Annotated in this window: 12 protein-coding genes; 11 read left to right on the top strand and 1 reads right to left on the bottom strand. The window is 50.9% G+C overall.

Features of this window, described 5'->3' with window-relative positions:
• Window positions 1-158: 158 nt before the first annotated feature.
• Complete coding sequence (locus DES54_RS15655) at window positions 159-1058, bottom strand: LysR family transcriptional regulator (protein WP_240635035.1); 900 nt, start codon at window positions 1056-1058, stop codon at window positions 159-161.
• A gap of 238 nt (window positions 1059-1296) precedes the next feature.
• On the opposite strand from DES54_RS15655, the gene DES54_RS15650 reads away from it, so the two are divergent.
• The 11 genes from DES54_RS15650 to DES54_RS15600 all read left to right on the top strand — a co-directional run bounded on the left by DES54_RS15650 (window position 1297) and on the right by DES54_RS15600 (window position 25654).
• A complete protein-coding gene (locus DES54_RS15650) occupies window positions 1297-2856 on the top strand; it encodes a class I adenylate-forming enzyme family protein (protein WP_113868966.1) in 1560 nt (519 codons plus the stop codon).
• Window positions 2857-2969: 113 nt separating this feature from the next.
• The gene (amcB, locus tag DES54_RS15645) at window positions 2970-3245 is read left to right on the top strand and encodes a cispentacin biosynthesis acyl carrier protein AmcB (RefSeq protein WP_113868964.1); all 276 of its coding nucleotides are present in this window, start codon (window positions 2970-2972) and stop codon (window positions 3243-3245) included.
• A complete protein-coding gene (amcE, locus tag DES54_RS15640) occupies window positions 3242-3739 on the top strand; it encodes a cispentacin biosynthesis cyclizing decarboxylase AmcE (protein ID WP_113868962.1) in 498 nt (165 codons plus the stop codon). Before amcB ends, amcE begins: the two co-directional genes overlap by 4 nt.
• Window positions 3733-4878: a cispentacin biosynthesis acyltransferase subunit AmcF gene (gene amcF, locus DES54_RS15635; RefSeq protein ID WP_113868960.1), complete on the top strand. Its 1146-nt coding sequence runs from the start codon at window positions 3733-3735 to the stop codon at window positions 4876-4878. The genes amcE and amcF overlap by 7 nt, the downstream gene beginning before the upstream one ends.
• Entirely contained in the window at window positions 4875-5408 is a 534-nt protein-coding gene (gene amcG, locus DES54_RS15630; protein ID WP_113868958.1) for a cispentacin moiety biosynthesis protein AmcG, read from the top strand. The genes amcF and amcG overlap by 4 nt, the downstream gene beginning before the upstream one ends.
• On the top strand, window positions 5405-6847 hold the full coding sequence (gene amcH, locus DES54_RS15625; RefSeq protein ID WP_113868956.1) for an adenylate-forming 2-oxoglutaryl-ACP ligase AmcH: 1443 nt from the start codon (window positions 5405-5407) through the stop codon (window positions 6845-6847). Before amcG ends, amcH begins: the two co-directional genes overlap by 4 nt.
• Before the next feature lie 13 nt (window positions 6848-6860).
• Window positions 6861-14999, top strand: a complete 8139-nt coding sequence (locus DES54_RS15620) for a type I polyketide synthase (protein ID WP_113868954.1) — start codon at window positions 6861-6863, stop codon at window positions 14997-14999.
• On the top strand, window positions 14996-21394 hold the full coding sequence (locus DES54_RS15615; protein WP_113868952.1) for a type I polyketide synthase: 6399 nt from the start codon (window positions 14996-14998) through the stop codon (window positions 21392-21394). Before DES54_RS15620 ends, DES54_RS15615 begins: the two co-directional genes overlap by 4 nt.
• A gap of 63 nt (window positions 21395-21457) precedes the next feature.
• Window positions 21458-21880 (top strand): PaaI family thioesterase, encoded by a 423-nt coding sequence (locus DES54_RS15610; protein ID WP_113868950.1) that lies wholly within the window; start codon window positions 21458-21460, stop codon window positions 21878-21880.
• Window positions 21881-22040: 160 nt separating this feature from the next.
• On the top strand, window positions 22041-23288 hold the full coding sequence (ccrA, locus tag DES54_RS15605) for a crotonyl-CoA carboxylase/reductase (RefSeq protein WP_113868948.1): 1248 nt from the start codon (window positions 22041-22043) through the stop codon (window positions 23286-23288).
• Window positions 23289-23962: 674 nt separating this feature from the next.
• Window positions 23963-25654 carry a thiamine pyrophosphate-binding protein gene (locus tag DES54_RS15600; protein WP_113868946.1) on the top strand — a complete coding sequence of 564 codons (1692 nt, stop codon included), beginning with the start codon at window positions 23963-23965 and terminating at the stop codon, window positions 25652-25654.
• The last annotated feature ends 251 nt before the right edge of the window (window positions 25655-25905 follow it).

The raw sequence follows: 25905 nt of genomic DNA, 5'->3' as shown, positions 1-25905 counted from the left end.
CCGGTTGGTGATTTGTGATTTTTGGCGATTGATCAGATCGCTCAACTCGGACTGAGTTCCCTCAAAGTGATCTACTATTTGGAACAGCTATTTAGTGATGTTTTGTGTCGTTATCAATCTAAAATTAGAATTATGTAGAGTACATCTATGATTAAACATTACGTCGCTAAATTCCTACCCGCCAAATCAAGCTTAACGCACTCTAACAAAGAAGATATATTATCATTAGCATGATTATTATTCTTCAAAAAGTAATATCCTTTACCAGAATAAAAAGAGAATTTAAATGGATTTGACAAAACGCCTTCTATCAATTCATCAAAAACCATACCAATATCAACAATCGCTACTCCTAATCCTTTTATCACAGCATTAATAGCTGAATCCATCGATCCAAACTCATACTTATTGATAACTTGAAACCTATCTTTCAAACGTGCTTCTTCACACCAAAAAAACCAATCTAACTCTCTTGATTTGACATAGACAAGATCAATGATAATTTTATTTTCGTTTTCAAAGAGATGTAGTAATTTTGGAGACACCACTGCAATTAAACATTCGGATGAAAGCAAAGTGTAATGCCACTCATTAGAAAACTTACCATCGCCATATTTTACTGTTGCATCATGAACATTTAAATTGGCAAGGGAATGGGAGTAATCATCATTTATAGTTTCGACAGTGACTATTGGAAAACCTGTTTGATTTTTATATTTTTTGAAAATTGGAATGAGCTGACGTATAGCAAAAGTATAGGGACTGCTTATATTTAATACGATTCCATCGCGGTGAATATTTTCACATGCTTTGTTTAGTATCTCGAATGCATTGCGAAGATTACCAGAAAAAGACTGACCTTCTTTAGTTAAAAAAACCTTTGGTCCTTTACGATAGAAAAACTTCCTGCCAAAAAAATTTTCTATGTTATTAATATGCTTGCTAACTGCACTTTGTGAAATAAATAATTCACTAGCAGCTAAAGTGAAAGATTGATGCCTGGCTGCTGACTCAAAAGCCTTTAATGCGTAAAGAGGGGGAATATTGGCCCAATCCATTTATCCATCTCCATTAAATAAAAATATCCCAATTAACGCACATTCTTACCTCATCTCAAACTACAAAACAATGGGAGTAATCCTAAAAAATCATGAGAAAAAGGAATGGTAAGAATAACTATTTTCCCATTTTCAACTTACTAAATCTCATCTATAACGTGAAGTAAATATTGACTCACGAACTCCGCAATCCAGTTAATTTACTTATTAAGTTTTATATGGAAAAATGGGAGCAGTTATGAACATCTTTTCATCTTTTAGAAAACACACACTTTTATATCCAAATGAGACAGCAGTAACGTCAATGGATCGTAATATATCTTTTTACGATTTACTGATTTTAACCCAACGGATAGCCACAGGGTTGCAGAATGCAAATATAAAAAAAGGAGATCGAATTTCTATCCACATGGGTAACAGTTTTGAGCTTATAGCTGTATATTATGCCTGCCTGAAAATTGGGGCTATCTTTGTCCCTCTCAGCCTAAAATTATCAGCTAAAGAGGCGAGAAATTTAATTCAACATAGCTCATCCCGTGCATATATTGGTGACATAACCAGATTTCATGAGGCAAAAAAAGAGATTGAATCATGTAAAACTCTTGAAAAGAAATGGGTTATTGATCTAAAGAAAGAAAACGAAAAAAATCTTACCCATGCCTGGGCAGGTATGAGTCTACAACCTTGTGAAGATTCAACAAAAAATATCTCCACGAATGAAATCGCTTCTATATTTTACACATCAGGAACGACAGGGAAACCTAAAGGAATTGTTTATTCGCAAAAAACACTAATTGATGCTATCGATTTAACCAAAGCAACCATAAACCCCAAGTCATCCAACTCGGATGGAGAGAATCCAGCTATTCTTAGCTTAGTCGATCTCATCAGCCCATGGAGTATACTTATTACTTTGGCGGCTCTTAACAAGGGCTATTCAGTATTATTACTTTCAGAATATGATATAGAAAATATCACAGAAACATTAAAAGAAACAAAGCCAGCATGGATTGCAGGAACACCGTCAAACTTCCAAGAAATTATTAGAAAAGTAGAGCAAAATAATACCTCACTCGATCTTAGTGAAACGGTTTGTGTTGCGGGTGGTGATTCCTGTGCAACAGAATTAAGCCGGAAATTTTTTGAATCTTTTAGCTCTCATCTCCAAAGCTCTTACGGACAAACAGAATTAGGGGGGCCTGTAATATACCATCACAATCTTTGCACTATAAAAGAACCCTCAATCGGTTGGCCCTTACCTGGCGTAGAAATTAAAATCAAGAATACTCAATCATGTAATGGGGAACTTTTCATTCGCTCTCCGGCAAAAACCGTAGGAATTTGGAATGGACATGATATTGAGTTTTTTCCTTCTGATCGATGGCTCGCTACCGGCGATCTTGTTCGACAGGAAAATAATGGAAACTTACTTTTTCTCGGGAGACAAAAAGATCAAATAAAAATAGAAGGCTACCCGGTATACCCACTTGAAATTGAAAATATTCTTATTCAGCACGACGATATCGCCGCCACAATCGTCTTTAGTATCCCTGATGCCTTCGCTGGTGAACGTATTATTGCATTAATTCAACCCAAAACAGATCACTCACCCGATATAGAAAAAATAAAAACCTATTTATCTGTTCACCTTGCCTATTACAAACACCCTTCCGAATTCATTGTCATAAAAAAAATTCCTGTAACTGCCACGGGAAAAATAAGCCGAAGGAAACTATCAAATGAATATCATTCATTGAAGAGTCAGGCAGAAATAAATTTTAACATTAGAGGTAACTAGCAGCCCTCTTTAAAAAAGCAACATTAATGACATCTTGTAACACACTATGCATAGATAATGTAAGTGGCATCTAATTTATTAAAATATATATTAACTAAAAAGGATATATTACTTTGAACAATATAGAAAACACCATTATCGGAATTCTAATCGATGATCTCTTTATTAGCGTTCCTCGTTCAGAAATCGAAACAGATATTAATATGCGTGATGGCCTGGGTTTAGACTCCCTAGGCTTTAGTGAACTACGAGCTCAATGTGAGTATGCTTTCAACATCAAAATCGAAGATGAATACTTTACTCCTCAATATTTCGACTCAATTCAAACACTAACGAATTTGATTTCAGATTTAATCCCAAACGCCAATAATCGGGGAGAAAGCCAATGAGTATTCAATCCCAAGACGGAGATAAACGTCAACCACGGATGATGGGATTCACGGAGCTTAAAGGGTGGCTAAGACACCGACACCCCATGGTATATCTTGATCGTGTTCTTGATTACGAGCCGGCAAATTATATTAAAACACTTATGGCTGTTTCAGGCCAGACAGACGCCATCGCAGGCCATTTTCCAGAGCGAGCTATTTTTCCAGCAAGCCATATGATGCAGGCCATATCACAATCGGCAATTATTTTATTTCAGCTTTCAACATCACCGCTGACTGATGATGAAATAACACTAGTCGGCTCAATTAAATCTCGCTTTACGCGGGTGGTTGTACCTGGCGACCAAATCATTTTTCACCTCAATTGCGAAAGTTTGCGCGATAAATTCTTGACGTTTTCCTGTAAAGCAGAAGTCGCGGGTCAAACGGTCGGAATGCTAAAAGGTTCGCTGGTACGCGAGAATATATCCACGCTGGGGAAACAGTTATGGTAAATCATCACTCTCCTGTTTGGGTCACAGGTATGGCCTGGTCTACAGCATTAGGTGATGAAATACCCACTGTATGGAAATATCTGCTAGAGGGCATGTCCGGTATAACTGTTCTGGATTCCACATTATCGCTACGCAGTAACCTCGCCGCGCCCATACCAGACGTCCCTTTGGAATGGGAAGGAACAAGACGTCAACACATATTAACGGTAAAAACCTTAAGCAAAGCGCTCGAGGACGCTTCTATTTCTGCGCATGACCCAGATATTCTCCCAGTTTTAGGAACCAGCTACGGTCATCATTTAGACTCACCCGATACCCTCTCGTTATCAGAATGGTCAAAACAAGCTGTTAAAGCAGTCGGCTGTGTTAAGTCCCCTATCACAGTAAGTACGGCCTGTTCAGCCAGCTCCGATGCCATTTTAACGGGGCTGAACTTCATCAAGGCGGGCCTTACCGAAATATGCATATGTGGGGGAGCCGACATTCTGACATTGGGGAAACGACTTAGTCATTCACGACTAGGAACAATGTCTACCGATGGCTTATTTGCATTCGATATAAGCCACAATGGTACTGTCCTCGGTGAAGGTGCCGCATTTCTGATACTGGAGTCCGAAGGACACGCTAAACGTCGCGGCGCCAAGCCTTACGGCATTCTCTCTGGCGCCGGTTCCGCAAACGATGCAGCAAGCGCAGTTTCGCCCGACTTATCAGGCCAAAATGTGATTCTTACCGTAAAGCGAGCGCTGAATAACGCAGGCTTAAAACCGGAAGATATTTCCATTATTAACGCACATGGTACAGGAACAAAGGTTAATGACAGTGTAGAGGCCAAAGCTTACTCAGAGTTTTTTTCACCTTTACCACACCCACCGACGTTATTTGCAACAAAAGGAGCGTTTGGGCACACGCTTGGCGCGACGGGAGCCATTGAAGCTATCGCAGTGCTACAAGCATTAAAAACACAGCGGCTTCCCCCTATTTATGGATTACGCGATCCCATTAGCGACCTCAATTTACCTATCGCTACTCAAAAAAACATGCCGTGTTCTGCAACAGCTGGGCTGAGTATAACGCTTGGATTCGGCGGATTTAATACTTGTCTTGTTTTCCAAAGTGCAGAGAGTGCAGCACGATGAAAAATGTCGAAACATTAACCACGCAACCACTCAACATAGTGGGTCATGGTATGGCAAGTACGTCTGATTTATCCACGTACAAACCGGCCCAAAAAGCATCGCTTTATGCAGATCCTTTATCATGGCTTGTTCTTGAAGCAGTTGAGCAGGCTATCACTGAGCATCGCGATGTAATCACATCGGCCTGCTCGTCTGTGGGGCATATCGCTATTAGCGACCATTGTACACTCAAGACCATACACGATATTTCAGCAACACTTTCTTCAGGACACCTTTCACCAATACGTTTTTCCGGAGCTTGTCCTGGGATGGTCATCGGACTCCCATCGCAATTTCTACGATTTAGCGGTCCGAGTATCGTATGGAGCATGCCATCGGACAACATGCAAATCTATACCGCAGCATTAGCGCAGATCTGGCTGGATGAGGGTTCAGCGACTCATGTCATTATTACCAATCATCATGTCGACGAGTCAGGTCATCACATTCGCAGTGTTGTCGTCACGCAGAACGTAGGGGAAAATAAATGATGCCCCAACCCATAATAACGCCCAATTCCGCTAAGCACTTTCTGGATAGTCTTATTCAGGTCGATGTTAATACGCATGATGCGCCATCATTGGTTTTCGATGATCTGGTAAAAAGTCTTCGTACAAATGGGATTGAGCCCGGCACTCCTGTAATGCTGGCAATCCCAAATAGCGTGCAATTCGCCGTAATCATTTTTGCCCTGTTGGAAATTGGCGCGGTTCCCGTACTATTGCCGTCCTCTGCGCCAGCGTCTCGTATTTATCGTATTGCTCAGGTAGTTAGTGCAAGGAACTTGATCGCATCACACCTTCCCCCGGGGCTGGCACAAACCCACCCCGCGCAGACTCTGGCACACTCTGGTCAGTTGATTCGATTAGATATACCCAGGGAGCGCCGCTATCAAAAGGGCGAGGTTATTCTTCTCACGTCGGGAACGTCCGGCATTTTTAGCGGCTGCTTATTTCATATCGACGATTTATTTCGCAATGCGCTTAGTCATGCGCAAGCCGTTGAACAACGTGCGGAAGATCGGATATTGATCAATCTACCGATGTACTATTCGTATGCTTTCGTCGCGCAACTACTGTCCTCTTTTGCGCTAGGGAATACGACCATTATTGCTGGCCCTCCCTTTACACCTGGCAACTATGAACGAACGATTGAAACCTATCAAATCACCCAATCATCCATTACGCCGACAATGGTTAATGCCTGGCTGCAATCCGGTTCTGGACAGATCCCTGCTCCGTTACGCCGATTAACCATCGGCGGAGACGCTCTCCCAGCCAATTCAGTTGAGGCTGTGTTATCCCGTAGCCCCGGAATTGAACTGTATCTCACCTATGGTTTGACTCAGGCGGGACCGCGTGTTGCAACATTGGCTGCGCATCGCGCGTCACCCGATAAATATGCGTCCGTCGGCAAGCCTTTCCCTGAGGTTAATGTTTACCTGCGCAAAGATAACCCTGGCGACAAGGATGGCGAACTCATCGTCGAAACCTATACCGGAATGATTCGACGAATTCGGAGTATGGATGAGGGTATTGATACGCCCCGCAATGGAGACCGCCGTATTATCCATACCGGCGATCGCTTCACCATTGATGAGGACGGCTATCTCTTCTTTAAACAGCGCAACCCAACCTATGTCATGAGCCGCGGCGAAAAAGTATGTTTGAAATCGGTCTGTGAAATAGCCGAAACCATTGCGGGGGTTTCTCGTGCGGAAGCCTGGGTACATAACGACGTCCCCGAGGCCGGAGGTGTGGAATTCACGCTAGATGTCTATTGTCACGACGACTCACTGAGCGAAGGCGAGATTCGACGTCAGCTCGGCAAGATTTTGCTGCGCGGTGAACAACCGAAGATCATCGCACTACACTCCGCTTCGGATATCGGGTGGAGAAAAACCGCTCGTCAAAACGTCGCCACTAAATAACAGGAGTTCACGTATGGATGCCTTAAACCTGCCTCTTATTCTCTCTGGCGAATCCGAGGCGGCGCTCGCCAGCGTAGCCGAACACTGGCGAAGTAAGCTCGAATCCTTATCCGACGATGAATTAGCGACGTTTTGCCTGCATCAATTCGCCATCCCACATGCGGAAATTCGTAGTGCCGTCTTCGCGACCGACAAAGCCGGATTGCTCAAAGGACTGACGTCACTCGCGCAGGGCCGCGCCGCGCGCAACGTTTTAACAGGGAACGCCGCAACGGGTTCAAATCCGGTGCTGGTTTTCTCCGGGCAAGGGCCACTGTGGACAGGAATGACCTCGGAGTTACTCCGCACGCTGCCCGCTTATCGTCAAAGCGCGCATGAAAGCGGCGCGATATTTGAGGCCAACCTGAACTGGAACCCTGCAGATGCGCTAGCTGCGGGCGAGCCTTTCTCACGTCTGAAACAAATCCAACCAATACAGTTCACAATATCCTCCGCGCTCGCGGATGCATGGCGAGCGTTTGGCATCCATGAAGCCGCGGTAGTCGGGCATTCCGTCGGCGAAGCGTCGGCCGCCTTTTCCGCTGGTTATTTAAGCCGGGAGGATGCCACCCAACTGGTGACATTGTGGGGACAAGAACTCTCAAACATTGAAGGACAAGGTGCAATGATATCGGTAGCGGCCTCCGTTGACGATATTGCGCCGTTACTTAAAGAGTGGGATGACAGGCTGGCTGTTGCCGCTATCAACAGCAACAAAAGCGTTACATTAAGCGGCAGTACAGCAGACACTAACGCCCTGCTCGACAAATTAACCAAAGCGGGATTTTGGGCCTGGAAAGTACCCGGAGGAGAGGTTGCAGGGCACTCCCCTCAGGTGGCCATACTAAAAGCCGAGGTGATAGCGCACGCGCCGCGCAATATTCTCTCTTCAGCGCATGCGGCCTACTACTCTTCCGTCGCCGGCGCGCGCTACAGCGCCAGCGATTTTCAGCCGGACTACTGGTATCGCATCCTGCGGGAGCCAGTTTTGTTCGAAAACACCATCCGCGCTTTGATCAAAGACGGACATCGTCTTTTTATTGAAGTCAGTCCGCACCCCGTTCTGACCTCCATCATTGAAGAACATCTGCGCACAGCCGGCGTTAAGGGCGCGGCCATCTCCACGCTTGACCGCCGGAAAAGCGATCGGGAAAGTTTCCTTTATTCCCTGACTCACGCGTTTATCAACGGCGCATCAGTTGATTGGACATGCGTATTCAATCAACTGTTTCCCCAGCAAGCAGACCGCTATCACGCTGCGCTGGTTTGCGTGGCGGAAGCCGCTCCCACCGCCGACGAGTCCTCTTCGCTTTTCGCTAATTCAGTTAATACCACGCTAAACGACGATATCGATCGGCTAGCGCTGTACGATCGTAGCCCATCGGAACAATATGACATTCTACTGGAACTGGTATCGCGCGAAATCGAAGCGCTGCTGGGAGAAACCTTTTCCTCAGACATGCAGGCGTTTCGTGATATTGGATTTACCTCATTGACCGTTGTCGAGTTCTCACGTGGGCTCTCCGTCGCTACGGGGATAGAACTCCCCTCCACGCTGGTTTACGATCACCCGACACCACGTGCATTAAGCGAATACCTGAGACAAGAGCTTGGCCTATCGTCACCCGATGGAGGACTGGAGACTCAGGATACGCGCCATCACGACGAACCTATCGCAATAATCGGTATGGCGTGCCGCTATCCCGGAAATGTGAACAGCCCTGAAGCACTGTGGGATCTGATCTTTAACGAATGTGACGCGATCGGTGATTACCCGTCGGATCGCGGATGGGATGTCAATAAACTGTACGATCCAGAACCGGGCCGACTGGGTAAAATATCCACCCGCACCAGTGGTTTTTTGTATGAAGCACCTCTATTTGACGCTGGGTTCTTCGGCATCTCGCCACGTGAAGCCCTGACGCTGGAGCCCCAACAACGACTTTTGCTTGAAGTCTCCTGGGAAGCCATTGAACGAGCAGGGATCGAACCTTCGAGTTTATATGGTTCCAATACCGGGATATACGCGGGCATCATGGCGACAGAGTATGGCTCCCAGATTCAACATGCCCCAGAGGACGTTTCAGGCTACGGCTATATGGGAACAGCCACCTGCGTCGCTTCCGGCAGGGTGGCCTATAGCCTCGGCCTGCATGGACCGGCGGTCACTATTGACACCGCGTGCTCCTCTTCGTTAGTTGCTATTCATACAGCCTGTGAAGCGCTACGCAGCAATGACTGTAAGTTAGCGTTAGCGGGCGGTATCACGATTATGCCGACACCCGGTGTACTCATAGATTTCTCTCAACAACGCGTGCTCGCGCCGGATGGACGATGCAAAGCCTTCTCCGCGTCAGCGGATGGCGTAGGGCTCTCGGAAGGCATCGGTATGCTGCTACTGGAGCCACTTTCTCAGGCGCAGGCGAACGGACATACGGTACTTGGCGTCATTCGCGGTAGCGCAGTGAATCAGGACGGTGCATCTAACGGACTAACCGCGCCGAATGGCTCCGCGCAACAACAGGTGATTCGTCACGCGCTGGCTAACGCAGGCCTTAAGCCGCAGGATGTCGATGTCGTCGAAGCGCACGGCACGGGCACACGTCTTGGCGATCCTATCGAAGCAAATGCGCTGATGGCGACCTATGGCCGTCATCGCTCAGCTGAACAGCCGTTACTCCTGGGGTCAATCAAATCCAACATCGGACACACGCAAGCTGCCGCTGGGGTTGCCGGGCTGATCAAGATGCTGATGGCTTTCCGCCACAACATGTTGCCGCGCAGTCTGCACATCACCGAACCATCTCACGAAGTTGACTGGTCAAGCGGCGCGATACAGCTACTCTCAGCCTCGCAACCCTGGCCGCAAGTCGGCGATCGGCCCTATCGCGCGGCAATCTCTTCATTCGGCGTATCTGGCACTAATAGTCACCTCATCGTGGAACAACCTCCGATATCGGGATCAGTTGGCCGCACAAATACCGAGGCCGGCGCTGCGCCACAGGAAATGCTCTGGCCAATTGCCGCAAAAACCGACACCGCGCTGCGCAAAAAAGCAGCGCAATTACGGGAGTATCTGGCTAACAAACAAGTGGTCGATCCCATTAACGTGGGTTACTCACTAGGCATCTCTCGTAGTCAATTTGCCTACCGCGCCGCCGTCAGGGGCCAATCAAAAGAAGCATTATTAAAAGGGTTGCAAGCGCTTGAAAATGGGCAGGATCATCCGGCACTAACCGTCGGCACCTCACCGGCCAGCGAATCAGGAAAACTATTCTTTGTCTTCCCCGGACAGGGGTCACAGTGGCCTGAAATGGGGATGGAACTGTATAACGCCTTTTCCGTTTACCGGCAGGCTATTGACGAGGCGGATAACGCGCTGCGTGCGTATGTCGATTGGTCGCTGATTGACGTTCTGCGTAGTAACCCCGATACCCCGCCCTTAGACCGCATTGACGTCGTGCAGCCAGCGCTTTTCGCGGTGATGACCGCACTGGCGCGCCTCTGGCAATCTTTCGGATTTACGCCGCACGCCGTCGTGGGACATTCTCAGGGTGAAATCGCCGCCACCTATATCGCGGGCGCTCTGTCGCTACAAGATGCGATCAGGATCGTGACGTTACGATCCAGGCTTATGCTTAGCCAGTCAGGACACGGCGCAATGGCCACGCTCGGCCTTTCCGAAGAGCAGACCCGCGCCTTCTTCTCTCCAGATGACGGGGAGGTTACCCTTGCCGTCTTCAACAGCCCGACATCAACCGTGGTTTCAGGCGATACCAGGTCCATCGAGACACTACTCCGGCGTTGTAAAAAAGAGCGAATCCGGGCCAAACGGATTTCGGTTGATGTCGCAGGCCACTCGCCGCAGTTCGACACCTGGCGCCCCATTCTGATGGAACTGTTTTCCAGCCTGAAGCCCAGCGCCACTCGCATTCCTTTTTATAGCACCGTGGGCGGCTATGCGCCTGACGCCCCCCTTGATGGTACGACGCTCGACGCAAAATACTGGTGCGACAACCTATGCCGCCCGGTACGTTTCTTCGACACGGTATCGGCATTGAGCAAAAGCGGTAAAGTGACCTTTTTGGAGTGCAGTCCGCACGCGGTCTTGCTGCCCGCGCTCGAAGAAACGACTGACAACGCGGCGACGATCATCGGTTCGATGCAACGCAACAAACCCGCCGTCGAGCGCCTCACGCAGGCAATGGCGCATTTGTACGTCAATGGACACAACATCAACTGGCGCGCACTTCACCCCACCGCCAGCCTCGTGGACATTCCTACCTATCCTTTCGAGCATCGTCATTACTGGCTGACGCCTCCGGCCGCCGCCAATGTCGCCACCGTCGGACAACGCCCGACGGAACATGCGTTGCTAAGCGCAATCATCGACCTGCCTGACGACGAAGGCGTGCTGATGACAGGGCGCATAGGACTTACCAACCAGCTATGGCTTGCCGATCATGCCGCGACCGGCGTTGCCCTGGTTCCCGGAACAGCTTATCTGGATATGGTGAGCTATGCCGCGTTACTGACGGACTACCACAAGATTGCGGAATTGGTGATACAAACGCCGCTGGTACTGCCTGAACAAGGTGAGTTGGATCTGCAACTCAGAGTCGGACGCCCTGACGAGCAAGAGCGACGCACCGTCACGATCCATGCCCGGCGCCATCACGACGAGGAGCACGGCGCCTCAGAGTGGACGTTGTACGCCAATGCATTATTACAGCGTGACGCATCAAGTCAGAAACGTCCGTTCGACAACATGGACTGGCCGCCCGCCGATGCCGAACCGCTGGATCTTACCCTTCTTCATCAACGGCTCTCCGCCGCTGGGTATGAATATGGCTCGGCCTTTAAAGGACTGAGTGCGGCCTGGCGCAGCGGCGATAGCGTGTATGCCGAAGCAAATCTGCCTGAAGAACTGTCGACGAACGGACATCTCCTGCATCCTGCACTGCTTGATACCGTACTGCATACTATCGCGCTGCCAGATAGCGAAAACGACGATGGGACGGCGCTGCGGCTACCGTTCTCGCTCAGCGGCATCACCCTGGCCGACAGGCAGCCACGCCAGTTGCGCGCGCGTTTGCATCTGAAAACGAACGATAACATCAGCCTGATTGCTACTGATGAGACCGGCGAAACGGTGATTTCCATTGAGGCGCTCAATTTACGGGAAACCACACGAGACAAGCTGCGCCATCAGTTACGCATCCAACCGGAATATGATCTGCTGCGCACCACATGGAGCGCTTTGCCCAGCGCGTCTAAAGTGAAAGAAGCCCCTGCTACCACCAGTTGGGCATTGCTTGAAACCGATCCCGTCAACGCCAGTCCGCTGGACATCGCCGTTCGCTATGACTCGCTGCGGACATTGAGCGCAGGGCTGACGTCATCCACGCCGCCAACGGTGCTCGTTTGGCCGTTACCGGTCACCGATTCGGCGAAGACGGACGATGTACAGCACACGACTCGCTCGCTATGTGAACAAGTTATTAACCAACTCCAACCCTGGCTGGCCGATGAAAGCCTGGTCAATACCACCCTGGTGGCGATCACTCACCGAGCGACGGAACAAGGTTCCCATGAGTGTCTGGATGTAGCTCATAGCGCTGCATGGGCGTTACTGCACTCAGCGCAGAACGAAAACCCCGGCCGCATCGTGTTACTCGATACCGATCATCCTCTCGCCGATACTTCGTTACTCAGCATGGCGCTGGCCAGCGATCATCCACAGTTGGCACTACGCCAGGGACAACTACTTATTCCACACCTGAGCAGAGCGGCGAAAACCGGGCTGCTACCCCTGCCGTCCGACAGCGCGCTGTGGCGCCTGGACATTTCGGATACCGGGAATCTCGACAATCTTGTGCTAAAACCCGCCATTGAAGCTGGCGCGCCGCTGGGCAAGGGACAGATTCGGCTCAGCGTGCGTGCGGCCGGCGTTAATTTCTATGATGTCGTGTGCGCACTGGGGTTAATCGCGCCTCAACATGAATTCGGCACGGAAGCCGCTGGCGTCATTACGGAAGTCGGTTCGGACGTAAAAGACTTCAACATCGGCGATCGGGTGATGGTACTGACTGAAGGCGCTTTCGGGCCGACCGTTATCGCCGATCAGACGACGACTTTCCACCTGCCTGACGACTGGACTTTCGCGCAAGCCGCTGGCGTACCCATCGCCTTTCTCACCGCCTATTATGCGCTAACGCAACTCGCCTCGCTGCGCCAGGGCGAACGTGTTTTGATTCACGCAGCGGCGGGCGGCGTCGGCCAGGCTGCCATTCAATTGGCGCATCAGCTGGGGGGGGAAGTATTTGCCACCGCGCATCCTGACAAATGGCCGGTTCTGCGTCAGCTCGGTATCGCCGACGATCATATCGCCAGCTCACGCAGCCTTGAATTCACCAGGCAATTCCGTCCGCAACTTAATGGTAGAGGGATTGATGTGGTGCTCAACTCCCTTACTGGCGAGTTTATCGACGCTTCAATGTCGCTAATGGCATCGGGAGGCCGCTTTATCGAACTGGGCAAAACCGATATTCGCGAGGATTTTCCTACCGACCTGACTTATCACTACCTTGACCGGCCGGACAATGACCCCGAACAGACAAGGGAGATGTTGACCACGCTATTATCGTTGATGCGCGCAGGCTCACTGGCGCCATTGCCGATCACCGCCTTTGATATCAGAGAGGCGATACACGCATTCCGGTTAATGCAGCAAGGCCGGCATACCGGCAAAGTTATTCTGACCTTCCCTCAACGGCTCAATCCCGACGGCACGGTGTTGATTACCGGGGGGACAGGGACGCTGGCAGGGCTGCTCGCACACCATCTGGTGGCGTCGCATCAGGTCAAAAACCTGATACTGGCCAGCCGTCGTGGTCCCCGCGCCGATGGCGCGGCGCAACTGAAAGCGGAACTGGAAAACGCAGGGGCGACGGTCGAGATCGTCGCCTGTGACGCCACCGATCCTCTGGCGCTGGACAAGCTGCTCGCGGCGATCCCGGCCGCGCATCCGCTGACTGGCGTGTTCCATACCGCAGGCGTACTGGCTGACGCCACTATCGCCAACCTGACGGCGGAAAGCCTCGATACGGTATTTTCACCCAAAATCGACGCGGTCTGGCACTTACACCAAAAAACCCGTACTGACGATCTCGCGGCTTTCGTTCTCTACTCATCCAGCGCGGGGACCCTGGGCAGCCCAGGGCAAGGCAACTACTCAGCCGCGAACAAAGCGCTGGACGCACTGGCGCATAACCGCCGCCGCCAGGGGTTGTGCGCCACCTCCCTGGACTGGGGTTGGTGGCAGCCGGTCACCGGGCTGTCGAGCAGGCTCAACGATACCGACAACGCGCGTATCGCGCGCACCGGTTTGGCGCCCATCACGCCGGAACACGGTAATGCTATGGTCGATGCGGCGTTGGCATTGCCTTATGCCGTTTATACCGCCGCGCCGTTGAACCCGCAGATATTGCGTAAAAATGCACAGTCAGGACGTCTCCATCCGTTATTTGAACGGCTGGCGGGGCCCGCGAGTGCGCGTCGAACGCCATCAGGCGGCGAAAGAACGCCCGATCTGCGCCAGTCGCTGTCCACGCTGGAACCCAGCGCACGACTAAAACAGCTACAGGCCGCCATTGTCGATAACATCGCGGGCATCCTTGGCCTTGATAACGGGTCGCTTCTCGCTCCCGAACAGTCATTTAAAGAGAGCGGCATCGACTCGCTTATGACGCTGGAGTTGCGCAACCGTCTGGCGGCGGTTTCCGGCCTGCGTCTGCCGGCGACGCTGACGTATGACTACCCCACCCCTGTCGCGCTAGCTGAATATCTCGATACGGAGCTGTTCTCCGGGCAGGATGCGACGACGAACGGCGCGATAACGGAAGAGAATGAGTCGCAGATTCGCGAGCGCATTGCCGGCATCCCGCTTGCCAACCTGCGCGATGACGGTTTGCTAGACAAATTACTTCAGATGGCAAACGGCGTCTCCCCCGTGGAGAAAGTGCCGAGAAACTCTCAGGTAACCGATATCGAGTCCGCAAGTCTGGATGAGTTGGTGTCCATGGCTCTGTCTGACAAGGAGAAAGCACTATGACGCCCAGAAAAGACAATAACGCAGCGGAAAATATCGCCGCTGTCGGGGGAACCGCCGATCCGCGCCTGGTCGAAGCGTTACGCCACAGCCTGTTGCTGAACGAACAGTTGAAACAGCGTAATCAATATTTGACCCAGACGGCGCATGAACCTATCGCCATTATTGCCATGAGTTGCCGCTTACCCGGCGGCATCCACTCTCCCGAACAGCTTTGGCAACGCCTGTCCGATGGCGAAGAAGCCATCGGTCCCTTCCCCGACGATCGGGGATGGAATGTGGAGAAACTATTTGAAAAAAACCCGGAGCTCAGCGCTGTCGCCAGCGCTTGGAAAGGCGGTTTTCTGGAAGATGCGGCGGGGTTCGACGCCAGCTTTTTTAAGATATCCGACCGCGAGGCGCTGGCGATGGACCCCCAACAACGCTTATTGCTCGAGGTGAGTTGGGAGGTTCTGGAGCGTGCCGGCATCGTTCCCGCTACGCTAAAAAACAGCCCGACCGGCGTCTTTATCGGCACCACACACAACGGCTATCTCAGCGATATCGAGCAGCGCAACCCGGATGCCGACGGTTATCGATTACAAGGCAGCTTGAGCAGTATCAGTTCCGGGCGCATTGCTTATACATTAGGGCTGAACGGTCCGGCCATCACGGTGGACACCGCCTGCTCCGCGTCTCTCACGGCGATCCACCAGGCCATTCGTTCCCTCAGAAGCGGCGAATGTTCACTTGCCATTGCAGGCGGCGCGACGATTATGGCCTCTCCAGAGGTCTTCGCCGAGTTCACCCGTCAAGGCGGTCTTGCCGCTGACGGAAGGTGTAAAGCCTTTTCCGACCATGCTGACGGAACGGGTTTTTCTGAAGGCGTCGGGCTTATTTTGCTGGAAAAACTCTCCGACGCGGTACAGTCCGGCCATAGCATACTGGCCGTGATTCGAGGAAGCGCGATTAACCAGGATGGTGCCAGCAACGGGCTAACCGCGCCAAGCGGCCCCGCGCAAGAACAGGTCATTCGTCAGGCGCTGCACAATTCGGGGCTGACCTTTTCCGAGATTGATGTTGTAGAAGCGCACGGCACGGGTACTATGCTCGGCGATCCCATTGAGGCGCACGCGCTGCTCAACACCTACGGCAAACATCGACCCGACTCTCAACCGCTATGGCTTGGCTCGCTGAAATCCAACATTGGTCATGTTCAGCTTGCCGCCGGCGTCGCCAGTATCATTAAAATGGTGATGGCTCTACGACATGGGCGCTTACCCAAAACGTTGCATGCTGAGACGCCGTCCAGCAAAATAGACTGGTCGCGCGGCAACGTTAAGTTGCTTAATATTGCCTGCGACTGGCCCGATAACGGGCGTCCCAAGCGTGCAGCAGTATCATCATTTGGCTTTTCCGGTACTAACGCCCACCTCATTCTTGAAGAAGCACCGCCGCTTACGTCTCCAGCAGAAGATACGGCACCTACAAGAGCGTTCCCCGTCCCTAGTATCGCGCTGCCGTTGTCCGCCGCTTCACCTGCCGGGCTGTGCGCCCAGGCCAGGCAACTGCGCGCATGGATTACCCAGAACACGGATACGACACACGATCTCGCCGCCGTCGCCTATTCGCTAGCCGCCACCCGCTCCCACTTTGACTATCGCGCTGTGGTTAGCACAGAAGATCGCGACGGCATGCTCAACGCGCTAGAGGCACTGTCCGCCAATCGCTACGCGCCCGGCATCATTCAGGGTGTCCGTTCTCCGTCGGGTAACGTCGCGTTTCTTTTTACCGGCCAGGGCGCACAGTGGCCGACGATGGGACAAGGGTTATACCGCTTGTCTCCGGTATTCGCTCAAACGCTTGACGAGATCTGTCAGCATCTCGATCCCCTTCTGCCTCAACCGCTTAAAACCGTGATGTTCGCCCAAAAGGACAGCGCCGACGCCGCACTGTTAGACCGCACCGATTTTACCCAGGCGGCGCTTTTCGCGTTCGAGGTCGCCCTATGCCGGACAGTCATGCAGCTCGGCGTACAGCCCGATGTACTGATTGGTCACTCCATCGGCGAGATCGCCGCCGCCTATATCGCCGGCATATTCAGTCTGGCCGATGCTGCGACATTTGTTGCAACGCGTGGGCGGCTGATGGAATCCATTACCACCGACGGCGCAATGGTCGCCATTGAAGCTAGTGAGACGGACATTTTGCCGTCGTTGCAGGGGTATGAAGAATACGTCGCGATCGCCGCGATTAATGCGCCGTCATCCGTAGTAATATCCGGCGACGCGGACAAGGTGCTGAATATCGCTGAACAGTGGCGGTCGCGCGGCTACCGCACGCATCGTTTAAGAACCAGCCACGCATTTCACTCTCCCCACATTGATGGCATCGTTGATACCTTACGCCGAACGCTGTCAGCGCTGTCGTTTCAGGCACCTGCTATTCCGATTGTTTCAACGGTTACCGGTCAACGGCTGACCAATGAACAGGCATGTTCCGTTGAGTATTGGGCAAACCAGGCCCGCTGTGCGGTACGATTCGACGCTGCCGTCCAATGGCTTGAGGCATACAATATCGTCGTCGCGCTGGAAGTTGGTCCTGACGGTGTGTTAACGGCTCTGGGACGAGCCAGAGCAGTCAGAGAATCCAGCGGAGTTCCCAGCAAGGCGTGGATTGCCTCTTTGCGTAAAGGGCGGGACGAGTGGCATCCCTTCTTCGCCGCGCTAGCAAAACTATACGCGCAGGGGCAGCCGCTAGACTGGACGAAATTGCTCGTCCAGACGCCCCCCGTACCGCTGCCGACCTATCCATTCCAGCACCGTCGCTATTGGTTGCAAGCGCCACCGGCGCGCCCGGCGTTAGACGGTGGATTTTTTGCGCTTAACCATCCTTTTTTACACGCCGGCATCGACAACGCCGCTCAACGAGGCTGGATTTTTAGCGGACGATTAGACGCGGTCAGGCAGCCGTGGATACTGGAACACCGGATCGCCGACGTCACTACGGGTGCCGGGGCGATGACCGCAGAGATGATGCTGTCCATCGGCGAGCGCATTGGCTGCCAGCGTCTTGACGATCTCTTCCTGCACACGATTTTGCCTCTGGATGAGTCTATTCCTACCCCCATCCAACTCTATGTTGGCCCGGCTGAGGCGGATGGCGGTAGAACAGTGGAAGCCTATTTCCATCAGCCTGACGATCCAGAACCGCACGGGTATCAGATGGCTCCCTGGAAACGCTACGCAACTTGCCGTCTTATGCCAGACGATGCTTCATCACCAGAGTGGCCTGATTTACATAATGACAACTGGCCGCCCGCCAACGCCAGATCGGTTGATTTTACCCCGATTTATGAGCACCTCGCCGCTCAGGGCGTGATCTTGGGTAACGCTTTTCAAAGACTCGTCAACGTCTGGGAGCACGAAGACGGACTGTATATCGAAGCCACGTCGCCGGAGAGTAGTCATGCGGAACCGGGAGAAGATTTCACCCTGCACCCGACCCTGCTAGACGCGGGGATGCAAGCGGCATTGCTGGAACAACTGAATCCGGGCGAGGAAAATCGTCCGCCTCGTTTACTTTTCTCCCTTAGCGGGATACGGCAATACATCAAGGGCGCACAGTGTCTGCGAGGACATCTGGTGCGAAAAACCGCCGAGCTATCCACATCAGGCTACAGCGAATATGCGTTACGACTCGCAGAAGATACTGGTCGGGCAGTCGCGACCATAGACGCCATTGTGTTGAAATCGTCAAACTCACAGCGCATTCGCCCGTCGCGTCCCCCGTTTTACCATCTGGAATGGCGTGAGATTGCGCCGGATTCGTCCCCCACGAAGCCGAAAGTTTGCTGGATTGTTCCGCAAAACAGGTTACGGGATCGCTTCTCCGGCCTCATAAAGGAGCATGACGCTTCCAGCGCGTATGACGATATTCATCAGGCGCTGGCGACTTTCTCACCTCAGCCGGATGAGATCGCCGTATTAATCGCACCGGATGGCGACGATACCTCTGAGTTTATCGATCATAGCCCGACACACAGCGTACTCAATGCGCTGCAAGCGTGGATTAGCGATCCCCGAGCCACCGATGTCCCCCTCCTTGTGGTGACGCAAGGCGCGATAGCGACAAACGATGGAGAGAATGTCCCTAATCTCTCCCAGTCCCCACTGTGGGGATTGGTGCGCACTACGCAGCTTGAATATCCAGACCGATTCTTCCTGCTTGATATCAATGAGGTAGAAAACACATCATGGCCCTTGATAAGCGCCGCGATTAACGCGTTGTCCCATGAGCCTCAACTGGCACTGCGCATGGGAAAAATACTCGCACCGCGATTGGTGCAAACCGCCGGTGATGGCGACCTATCCGCTCACAACCATATCGACAAGCCGGAAAATCCGTGCCGTAACCTTGATCCTGACGGCACCGTGCTGATCACCGGCGGCACGGGCGCACTGGGCAAAGTCGTCGCGAAACATCTGGTGGAGCATCACGGCGTTCGCCACTTGCTGCTTGCCAGCCGACGAGGTAAAGACGCGCCGGGTGCCAATGAGTTACGAAAAGACATCGCCGAGCTTGGCGCGAAAGCAACGTTGGTAGCCTGTGATGTTTCCGATTCAGAAGCGGTGGGAACCCTGCTCAGCACCATACCGACAGCGCATCCGCTCACCGCCGTCATTCACACCGCGGGAAGCGTGGATACTACAACGCTGAATACCATGACTACAGAGCAGGTTGACAGCGTATGGCAATCTAAAGCCGTTTCAGCCTGGAACCTGCATCTGCTCACGCGGCATCACGATCTTTCGGCATTCGTTCTCTATTCTTCCGCGGTCAGCATTCTTCCGCAAAAAGGACAGGGAAACTACGCCGCCGCCAACGCCTTTTTAGATGCGCTGGCGCACCACCGACGCCATCAGAGCCTTCCTGCGACCTCGATGGCCTGGGGAATGTGGGCCGAACGCTCGGAAATGGGAGAACAACTTGGCGACGACGATATACAGCGTATTATTGCAACGGGCCAAATCCCGCTTTCTCGTCCGCAAGGCCTTGCCTTCCTTGATGCCGTTGTCGGCACGCACGTGGTGAATCATTCACCGCTGCTGATACCGGCGCGTTTAAACCTGGAAGCGCTACGCGAGCAAGGCGACATCCCGCTATTGGCAGAAGTACTCCCTCGTCTCATGGCATCCAGGAGCAGCGTCGGTTTATCGCGACAGATCACGGATATGCCGGAAAAAGAGCGGCTGCCTTATCTGCTTAACGTGATCATTCAATACGCAGGTGAAGTACTGAACCATCCCGATCCGAAGTCCGTAAGAACCGATGTAGAATTCATCGCACTGGGATTCGACTCTCTCACCTCGGTGGAAATGGGGGGCCGATTATCACTGGCGCTCGGCGTCCGCATTCCCGCCACCGCAATTTTTGATCATCCGACACCGCAAGCGCTGGCGCAATTCTTATTGAGTATTCTTGTTGGGGAAAAGCACGTCATCTCAACAGAAGCGCACACCGAGACGAAGAAAGAGACCGACAGGTTTTACCACCTGCTACGGCAAGCCGTGCAACGAGGCATGACGCAGGAAGGACTTAGCGTGCTGGCTGGAGCGGCACGCCTGCGCAAGCATTTCACGCACAAGCAGCATAAGCAGCACGCGCCGGAGACGGTATGGCAGCGTAACGATCGGGAAAAACCGCTGTTGGTTTGCCTTAACTCATTCATTCCCGCCACTGCCAATTTAACCTATCAGCGCTTAAGCTCAACCTTGAGCGATCGCTACAGCATGTTGACCGTGCCGCTGCCCGGCTATCACGGCGACCCGCTGCCCGCCACCGACTACGCGGCGGCGGCGGCGCTGGCTACGGCAGTGGAGAGAGGCGCGCAGGAACGTGAATTTACGCTGGTCGGCTTCTCAACTGGCGGACTCGTTGCCCATGCCGCCGCCCACCAATTGGAGGCTCGTGGTCTACAGCCCAAAGCGGTGGTATTGATCGACAGTTTCCCACCGTCAGCTATGAATGAAGCCGCAATGGGCGATGTACTACGCACATGGTTTGCAGCCAAAGGCGAATTCTGGTCGGACGAGGATACCGCACTCATGGCAATGGCCTGGTATCTCGAATTATTCGGCCAACAGTGGACGCCCTCTCACTTGCAAACTCCGACAGTGATGCTTCAGGCCAGAGATTATCCTGCTTCCGCCCAGCCGGAACGTTGGGCGAATGAATGGCCAAATCTGGTGAAAAGCGTCATCACGCCGGGGAGCCATTTCGAACTGCTTACAGAATATGTCGCTCATACGGCAAAAAACCTATCTGATTTACTTCGTGAAACAGAGAAAAAACCAGGTCGAAAAAGGAGCGGCTTTGCGAGAAAAAACCGAAAAACAGAATATATTAAAAATGAATAATCAATATATTGATGTGATGAAAACACATCAGCTATCGCAATGATTTTATGCAGGAGAATGATTATGGCTGAAAACGACCTGGCCTCTCTTTTCAATGATTCCGCTTTATTTCAAGCTTTGGGTTTTTCCATTATTGAAATAAATGACGATGTCATCGTTATGGAAATAAATGACGAAAATCCCTGCCATCAGGGAGGTTTTGGCATACTCACTTCGCTCGGCATTAACGGCGCGGTGATCAGCGCCGCTCTGGAATCAGCGATAGGCCTATGTGGATTTAACGCTCTGGGTCGTGAACCCGCAGGTGTGGTTGAACTTTCAGTAAAAATTTTACGTGTGATACGTAAAAAACCATGTCGAGTCGAGGCACGCGTCGATAATAAAAATAACAACATCGCTTTTATTTCGGCCACGTTACTCAGCGCGCGAGGTTGTATTTGCGCAACAGGAACCGGCATTGTATTAAAGAGTAGAGTCAATGGGTAATAGCATGAGAGAACGCTAATTAACGTCTAGCAGAGCGGTTTTTATTTATGCATATTAGTGGAAAGCCAGCCACGGCGTTTCACGGATAAGTTATGCCACCAACACGATCTGATATAAAAAACAGATTAATAGATTTATTAGTTTCGACAAGGAGTTCAACATGACGACAAATTATTCCGTTCCTCAAGAGATGAAAGCTTATCTGATTCGTTCAGAGCGTTATGGCGAACCTATTACTGCAATTCAACCGGAAACAGTCAGAGTTCCAAAATTATTACCTAATCAGGTTCTCATTAAAGTGATGGCGGCAGGACTGAATTATAATAATGTCTGGGCGGCATTAGGGAAACCCGTCGATGTTATCGCGGCGCGCCGTAAAAGAAACAAAGATGCCGAGCCGTTTCATATTGGTGGTTCAGAGGCGGCAGGTATTGTTTATTCTGTTGGTCATCATGTCAGTAACGTTAGCATAGGTGATGCAGTGGTGGTGTCTTGCTCGGTATATGACGCTACCTCGCTTGAATCACGTCTCTCGAACGATCCGATGTTTACCCGCAGTCAGGAAATTTACGGCTATGAAAGGAATTACGGATCATTTGCGGAATTCACCGTCGTCGAAGACTATCAATGCTTTCCCAAGCCTGATTTTCTAACCTGGGAGGAGAGCGCGACCCTGATGCTGAATGGCCCTACAGCCTACAAGCAACTCACTCACTGGACGCCAAATAACGTCAAACCGGGCGATGCCGTTCTGATATGGGGAGCGGCTGGCGGTTTAGGCTCATTATCGGTGCAAATTGTAAAAGCCCTCGGCGGACTCCCCGTCGCGGTCGTGTCAAGTGAAGAGAAAGGAGATTATGTTCGCAAACTTGGCGCCGTAGGATATATCGTCAGGAAAAAATACTCACATTCCGGTCGGCTTCCCGATGTGACATCCGATGAACATGCTTCATGGTCCAGAGCATTCGCCAATTTCAGACGCGACTTCTTTAAGGCCTTGGGTAAAAAAGAACTTCCCAAGCTGGTCATTGAACATTCCGGGCAAGATACTTTTCCTATATCGCTGCAAATCTGCGATCACTCCGGCATGGTAGTCACAGTGGGGGGAACCTCCGGTTATAATTGCGACTTTGACGTGCGTCATTTATGGATGCATCAGAAAAGAATACAAGGCTCTCACTACGCCAATATCCGTGAATGTAATGAGTTTCTTCATCTTGTTAATCAAAGAAAGATCATTCCCACCATGAACAAAGTATTTCGTTTTGATGAAATACCTTATGCGCACCAAAAGCTATTAAACGGAGGAATATTAGGCAACGCGGCGGTATTGGTCAATGCGACAGCTCCTCAACTTGGTTCTAGCGTTTCTCATGATGAGAAACTCACTCCTGCATATAGTCATTGAATGGATAAAAAAGGAAAAACTGATAACGGCATTAAATCAACAGAAGAAAATATTTTATATCTGAACGCGCTATCCTTTTATCTACAAAGAGTGAGAGTTACTGGTTTTGATATGGGTGTCGAATCTTTATACAAAACATAAAAGATAACTCTCATGCTCCACGTTAACAATTCGGTCATTGACGTGTCACAGACCGGTGCTGGAACATAAGCTTTATTGATGATAATATGCTCAACGAACGTCGGTTCAGCACCTTGACCCTAGTGAATAATTTTAGCCGTAAATACCTGGTAATCTAGGTTAATCAGAGGAGCGCGGTGGCGATGTGGTTGCCGTCATGGAACACCTGAAGCAGTTGCGGCACGCAGTACCGCAGCGGCTACAGTTCAACAATGGCAGCGATTTATTTCCCAATTAATGGAGCGAGCGGTGGGCGAATAAAACGATGTGGAGATGGACTTCTCGCGTCCTGGAAAGCCGATGGATCAGGTTTTGCTCGAGTTATTAATAGTCGCTTTCGTGAAGAATACCTAAACACTCACTGACGTCAGAAATACAACCAGCAACAACTCCACTCGGCCTTAACCGACCAGAATCTGATAATTTTTTCGAAGTCTGCAAAAAGGCCGGATCGCTGATTTAGCTTGGCTCCGATTTTCGAAAGAGGTCAAATCATGAAAGAAAATGCACAACAGACAGTGGTGGAAGTGCTGATCCAACATTTGGAAAACGTTGGGGTAGACATTGCCTTTGGTGTTTCCGGTGCTTTCATCGCTCCGGCATGGAAAGCACTCTTCGAGTCATCCATTAATACCATCCATTGCCGACATGAAACGGGCGCTGCTTTTTGCGCCTCAGAATACAGTCTATATAAAAATAAACCAGCCGCTGTATTTTCCACTGCAGGCCCTGGCATCACCAACGCGTTAACGGCGCTGCGCGCAGCAAAGCTGGATGGTTCTAAAGTGGTATTTATTGCGCCAATAACAACGTCAAAAAATAATGGGTTGTGGGGATTGCAACAAACCACGGCGCAGGATATAAGCGCCCTGGCAGGCGATGGCATCACAGGGTTCTTTGATCGTATTGTTTGTATCGATGAAGAAGAAAAGGTATATGAAGCGATTGAGGCCATATCTCATCTGAAAACATCTCGTGGTCAGGTATTAGGTCTATTTATTCTTCCCAGCGTTCAGAAAAAAATTTTTTTTCAAGATGAGGTAAAAATAAATAAACAGATCTTTCATCCCTCGAAAAAAGAAGAAGAGCGTTATCTGGAAAAACAACAGTATAAAATAGCCGAAGTGCTTGCTACGGGAGATGCTATTATCTGGAATGGCTTTGGCTGCAACCATTGCTCGGAAATATTAACCCGACTGGCGACTGAAACGTATACTCCAGTTATGTCCACGCCACGCGGCAAAGGAATATTCCCTGAAAAACACCCATTATATATAGGCGCTACGGGGTTAGGTTCCGATGAACAGAAATTACAATCTATCGTAAATGATCCCTCCTTGAAGGCAATTATTATTTTGGGAACCCGATTAGGGGAGTCCAGTTCGCATTATCTGCAAAACAAAATAAAAGATATTGATGTGTATTATGTCAGTCTGGAAAATGCTGATATCAGAAAAAACCTTCCTGCTTCAACAGTCGTCATCAATGCTGAGTTGTCCCAATTTTTACATGGCGTATATGATAAAATAAAAAAATTACCCATTGCGCATCAGTCCAACATCCTTGAAAACACAAGAACGGTTGAACGACAGACCATAGCGGAAATCAAGAATGGCGTCATCCATCTAGAGGATGTTATGGCGATAATCCAAAAGGTTGCCATTGATGAATATGATTGCCTGGTGGCTGCGGATGCCGGAAACTCACATGTATGGACAAATAGGTATTTGCAGTTTCAAAAACCTAATCGTTATCGGGTGAATTCAGCTTTGGGGACTATGGGACACTATGCCTGCGGGATTGTAGGACTGGCAATGTCAGGCAAAGTCACCGTCGGCGTAATAGGCGATGGTTCTATGCTGATGAATAACGAAATCAGTACGGCAGTTCATCATCAAGCACCGGCTATTTGGCTGGTATTGAATGATGGCACTTATAACATGTGTCGGCAAGGTTTGAACTCGATAGGTTATCCGCAACTCGATTGCGCGATCCCTCAGGTAGATTTCGCTTTGTTCGCTCAGGCATTAGGCGCTAACGGCATCAGAGTAACACACTCATCCGAACTGGAAACCGCGCTACATTCCGCTATTATGCAAGGTGTTCCTACAGTGATCGATGTGCTGATTGATAGAGAAGCGCCGCCGCCGGTGTTTGGGCGAAAAGAAACCGTCAAATCGCTTTAGGCGGCACCAGATCTTCAAATTGATTGTGCAGTTTCCGGATCGTATCGATGAAAGTCCGCAGTCTAGCCGGGACATGGCGGTTGCCGGGAAAATAGAGCACCAGCCCCGGTTATAGCTTCAGAACACCCGCTACGGCAAGCCCGCAGGCGAACGAGGGACCCTGTAAATAATTCTGTGTAACTGCCACCGTATTAAAGGTGATCGCTCAGGCGGTCACCGAACTCGATAATAAAACGGCTCATTGCCAACCG

Origin of the sequence: Brenneria salicis ATCC 15712 = DSM 30166 (assembly GCF_003315515.1) — a bacterium.
Lineage (GTDB): Bacteria > Pseudomonadota > Gammaproteobacteria > Enterobacterales > Enterobacteriaceae > Brenneria > Brenneria salicis.
Note: the sequence above shows the minus strand (reverse complement) of the source record. Positions and strands in the feature narration are given on the sequence as shown.

Bases quoted from the DNA above. Each gene is read 5' to 3' on its own strand.
- DES54_RS15655 (WP_240635035.1), bottom strand. From the start codon at position 1,058: ATGGATTGGGCCAATATTCCCCCTCTTTACGCATTAAAGGCTTTTGAG.
- DES54_RS15650 (WP_113868966.1), top strand. From the start codon at position 1,297: ATGAACATCTTTTCATCTTTTAGAAAACACACACTTTTATATCCAAAT.
- amcE (WP_113868962.1), top strand. From the start codon at position 3,242: ATGAGTATTCAATCCCAAGACGGAGATAAACGTCAACCACGGATGATG.
- amcF (WP_113868960.1), top strand. From the start codon at position 3,733: ATGGTAAATCATCACTCTCCTGTTTGGGTCACAGGTATGGCCTGGTCT.
- amcG (WP_113868958.1), top strand. From the start codon at position 4,875: ATGAAAAATGTCGAAACATTAACCACGCAACCACTCAACATAGTGGGT.
- amcH (WP_113868956.1), top strand. From the start codon at position 5,405: ATGATGCCCCAACCCATAATAACGCCCAATTCCGCTAAGCACTTTCTG.
- DES54_RS15620 (WP_113868954.1), top strand. From the start codon at position 6,861: ATGGATGCCTTAAACCTGCCTCTTATTCTCTCTGGCGAATCCGAGGCG.
- DES54_RS15615 (WP_113868952.1), top strand. From the start codon at position 14,996: ATGACGCCCAGAAAAGACAATAACGCAGCGGAAAATATCGCCGCTGTC.
- DES54_RS15610 (WP_113868950.1), top strand. From the start codon at position 21,458: ATGGCTGAAAACGACCTGGCCTCTCTTTTCAATGATTCCGCTTTATTT.
- ccrA (WP_113868948.1), top strand. From the start codon at position 22,041: ATGACGACAAATTATTCCGTTCCTCAAGAGATGAAAGCTTATCTGATT.
- DES54_RS15600 (WP_113868946.1), top strand. From the start codon at position 23,963: ATGAAAGAAAATGCACAACAGACAGTGGTGGAAGTGCTGATCCAACAT.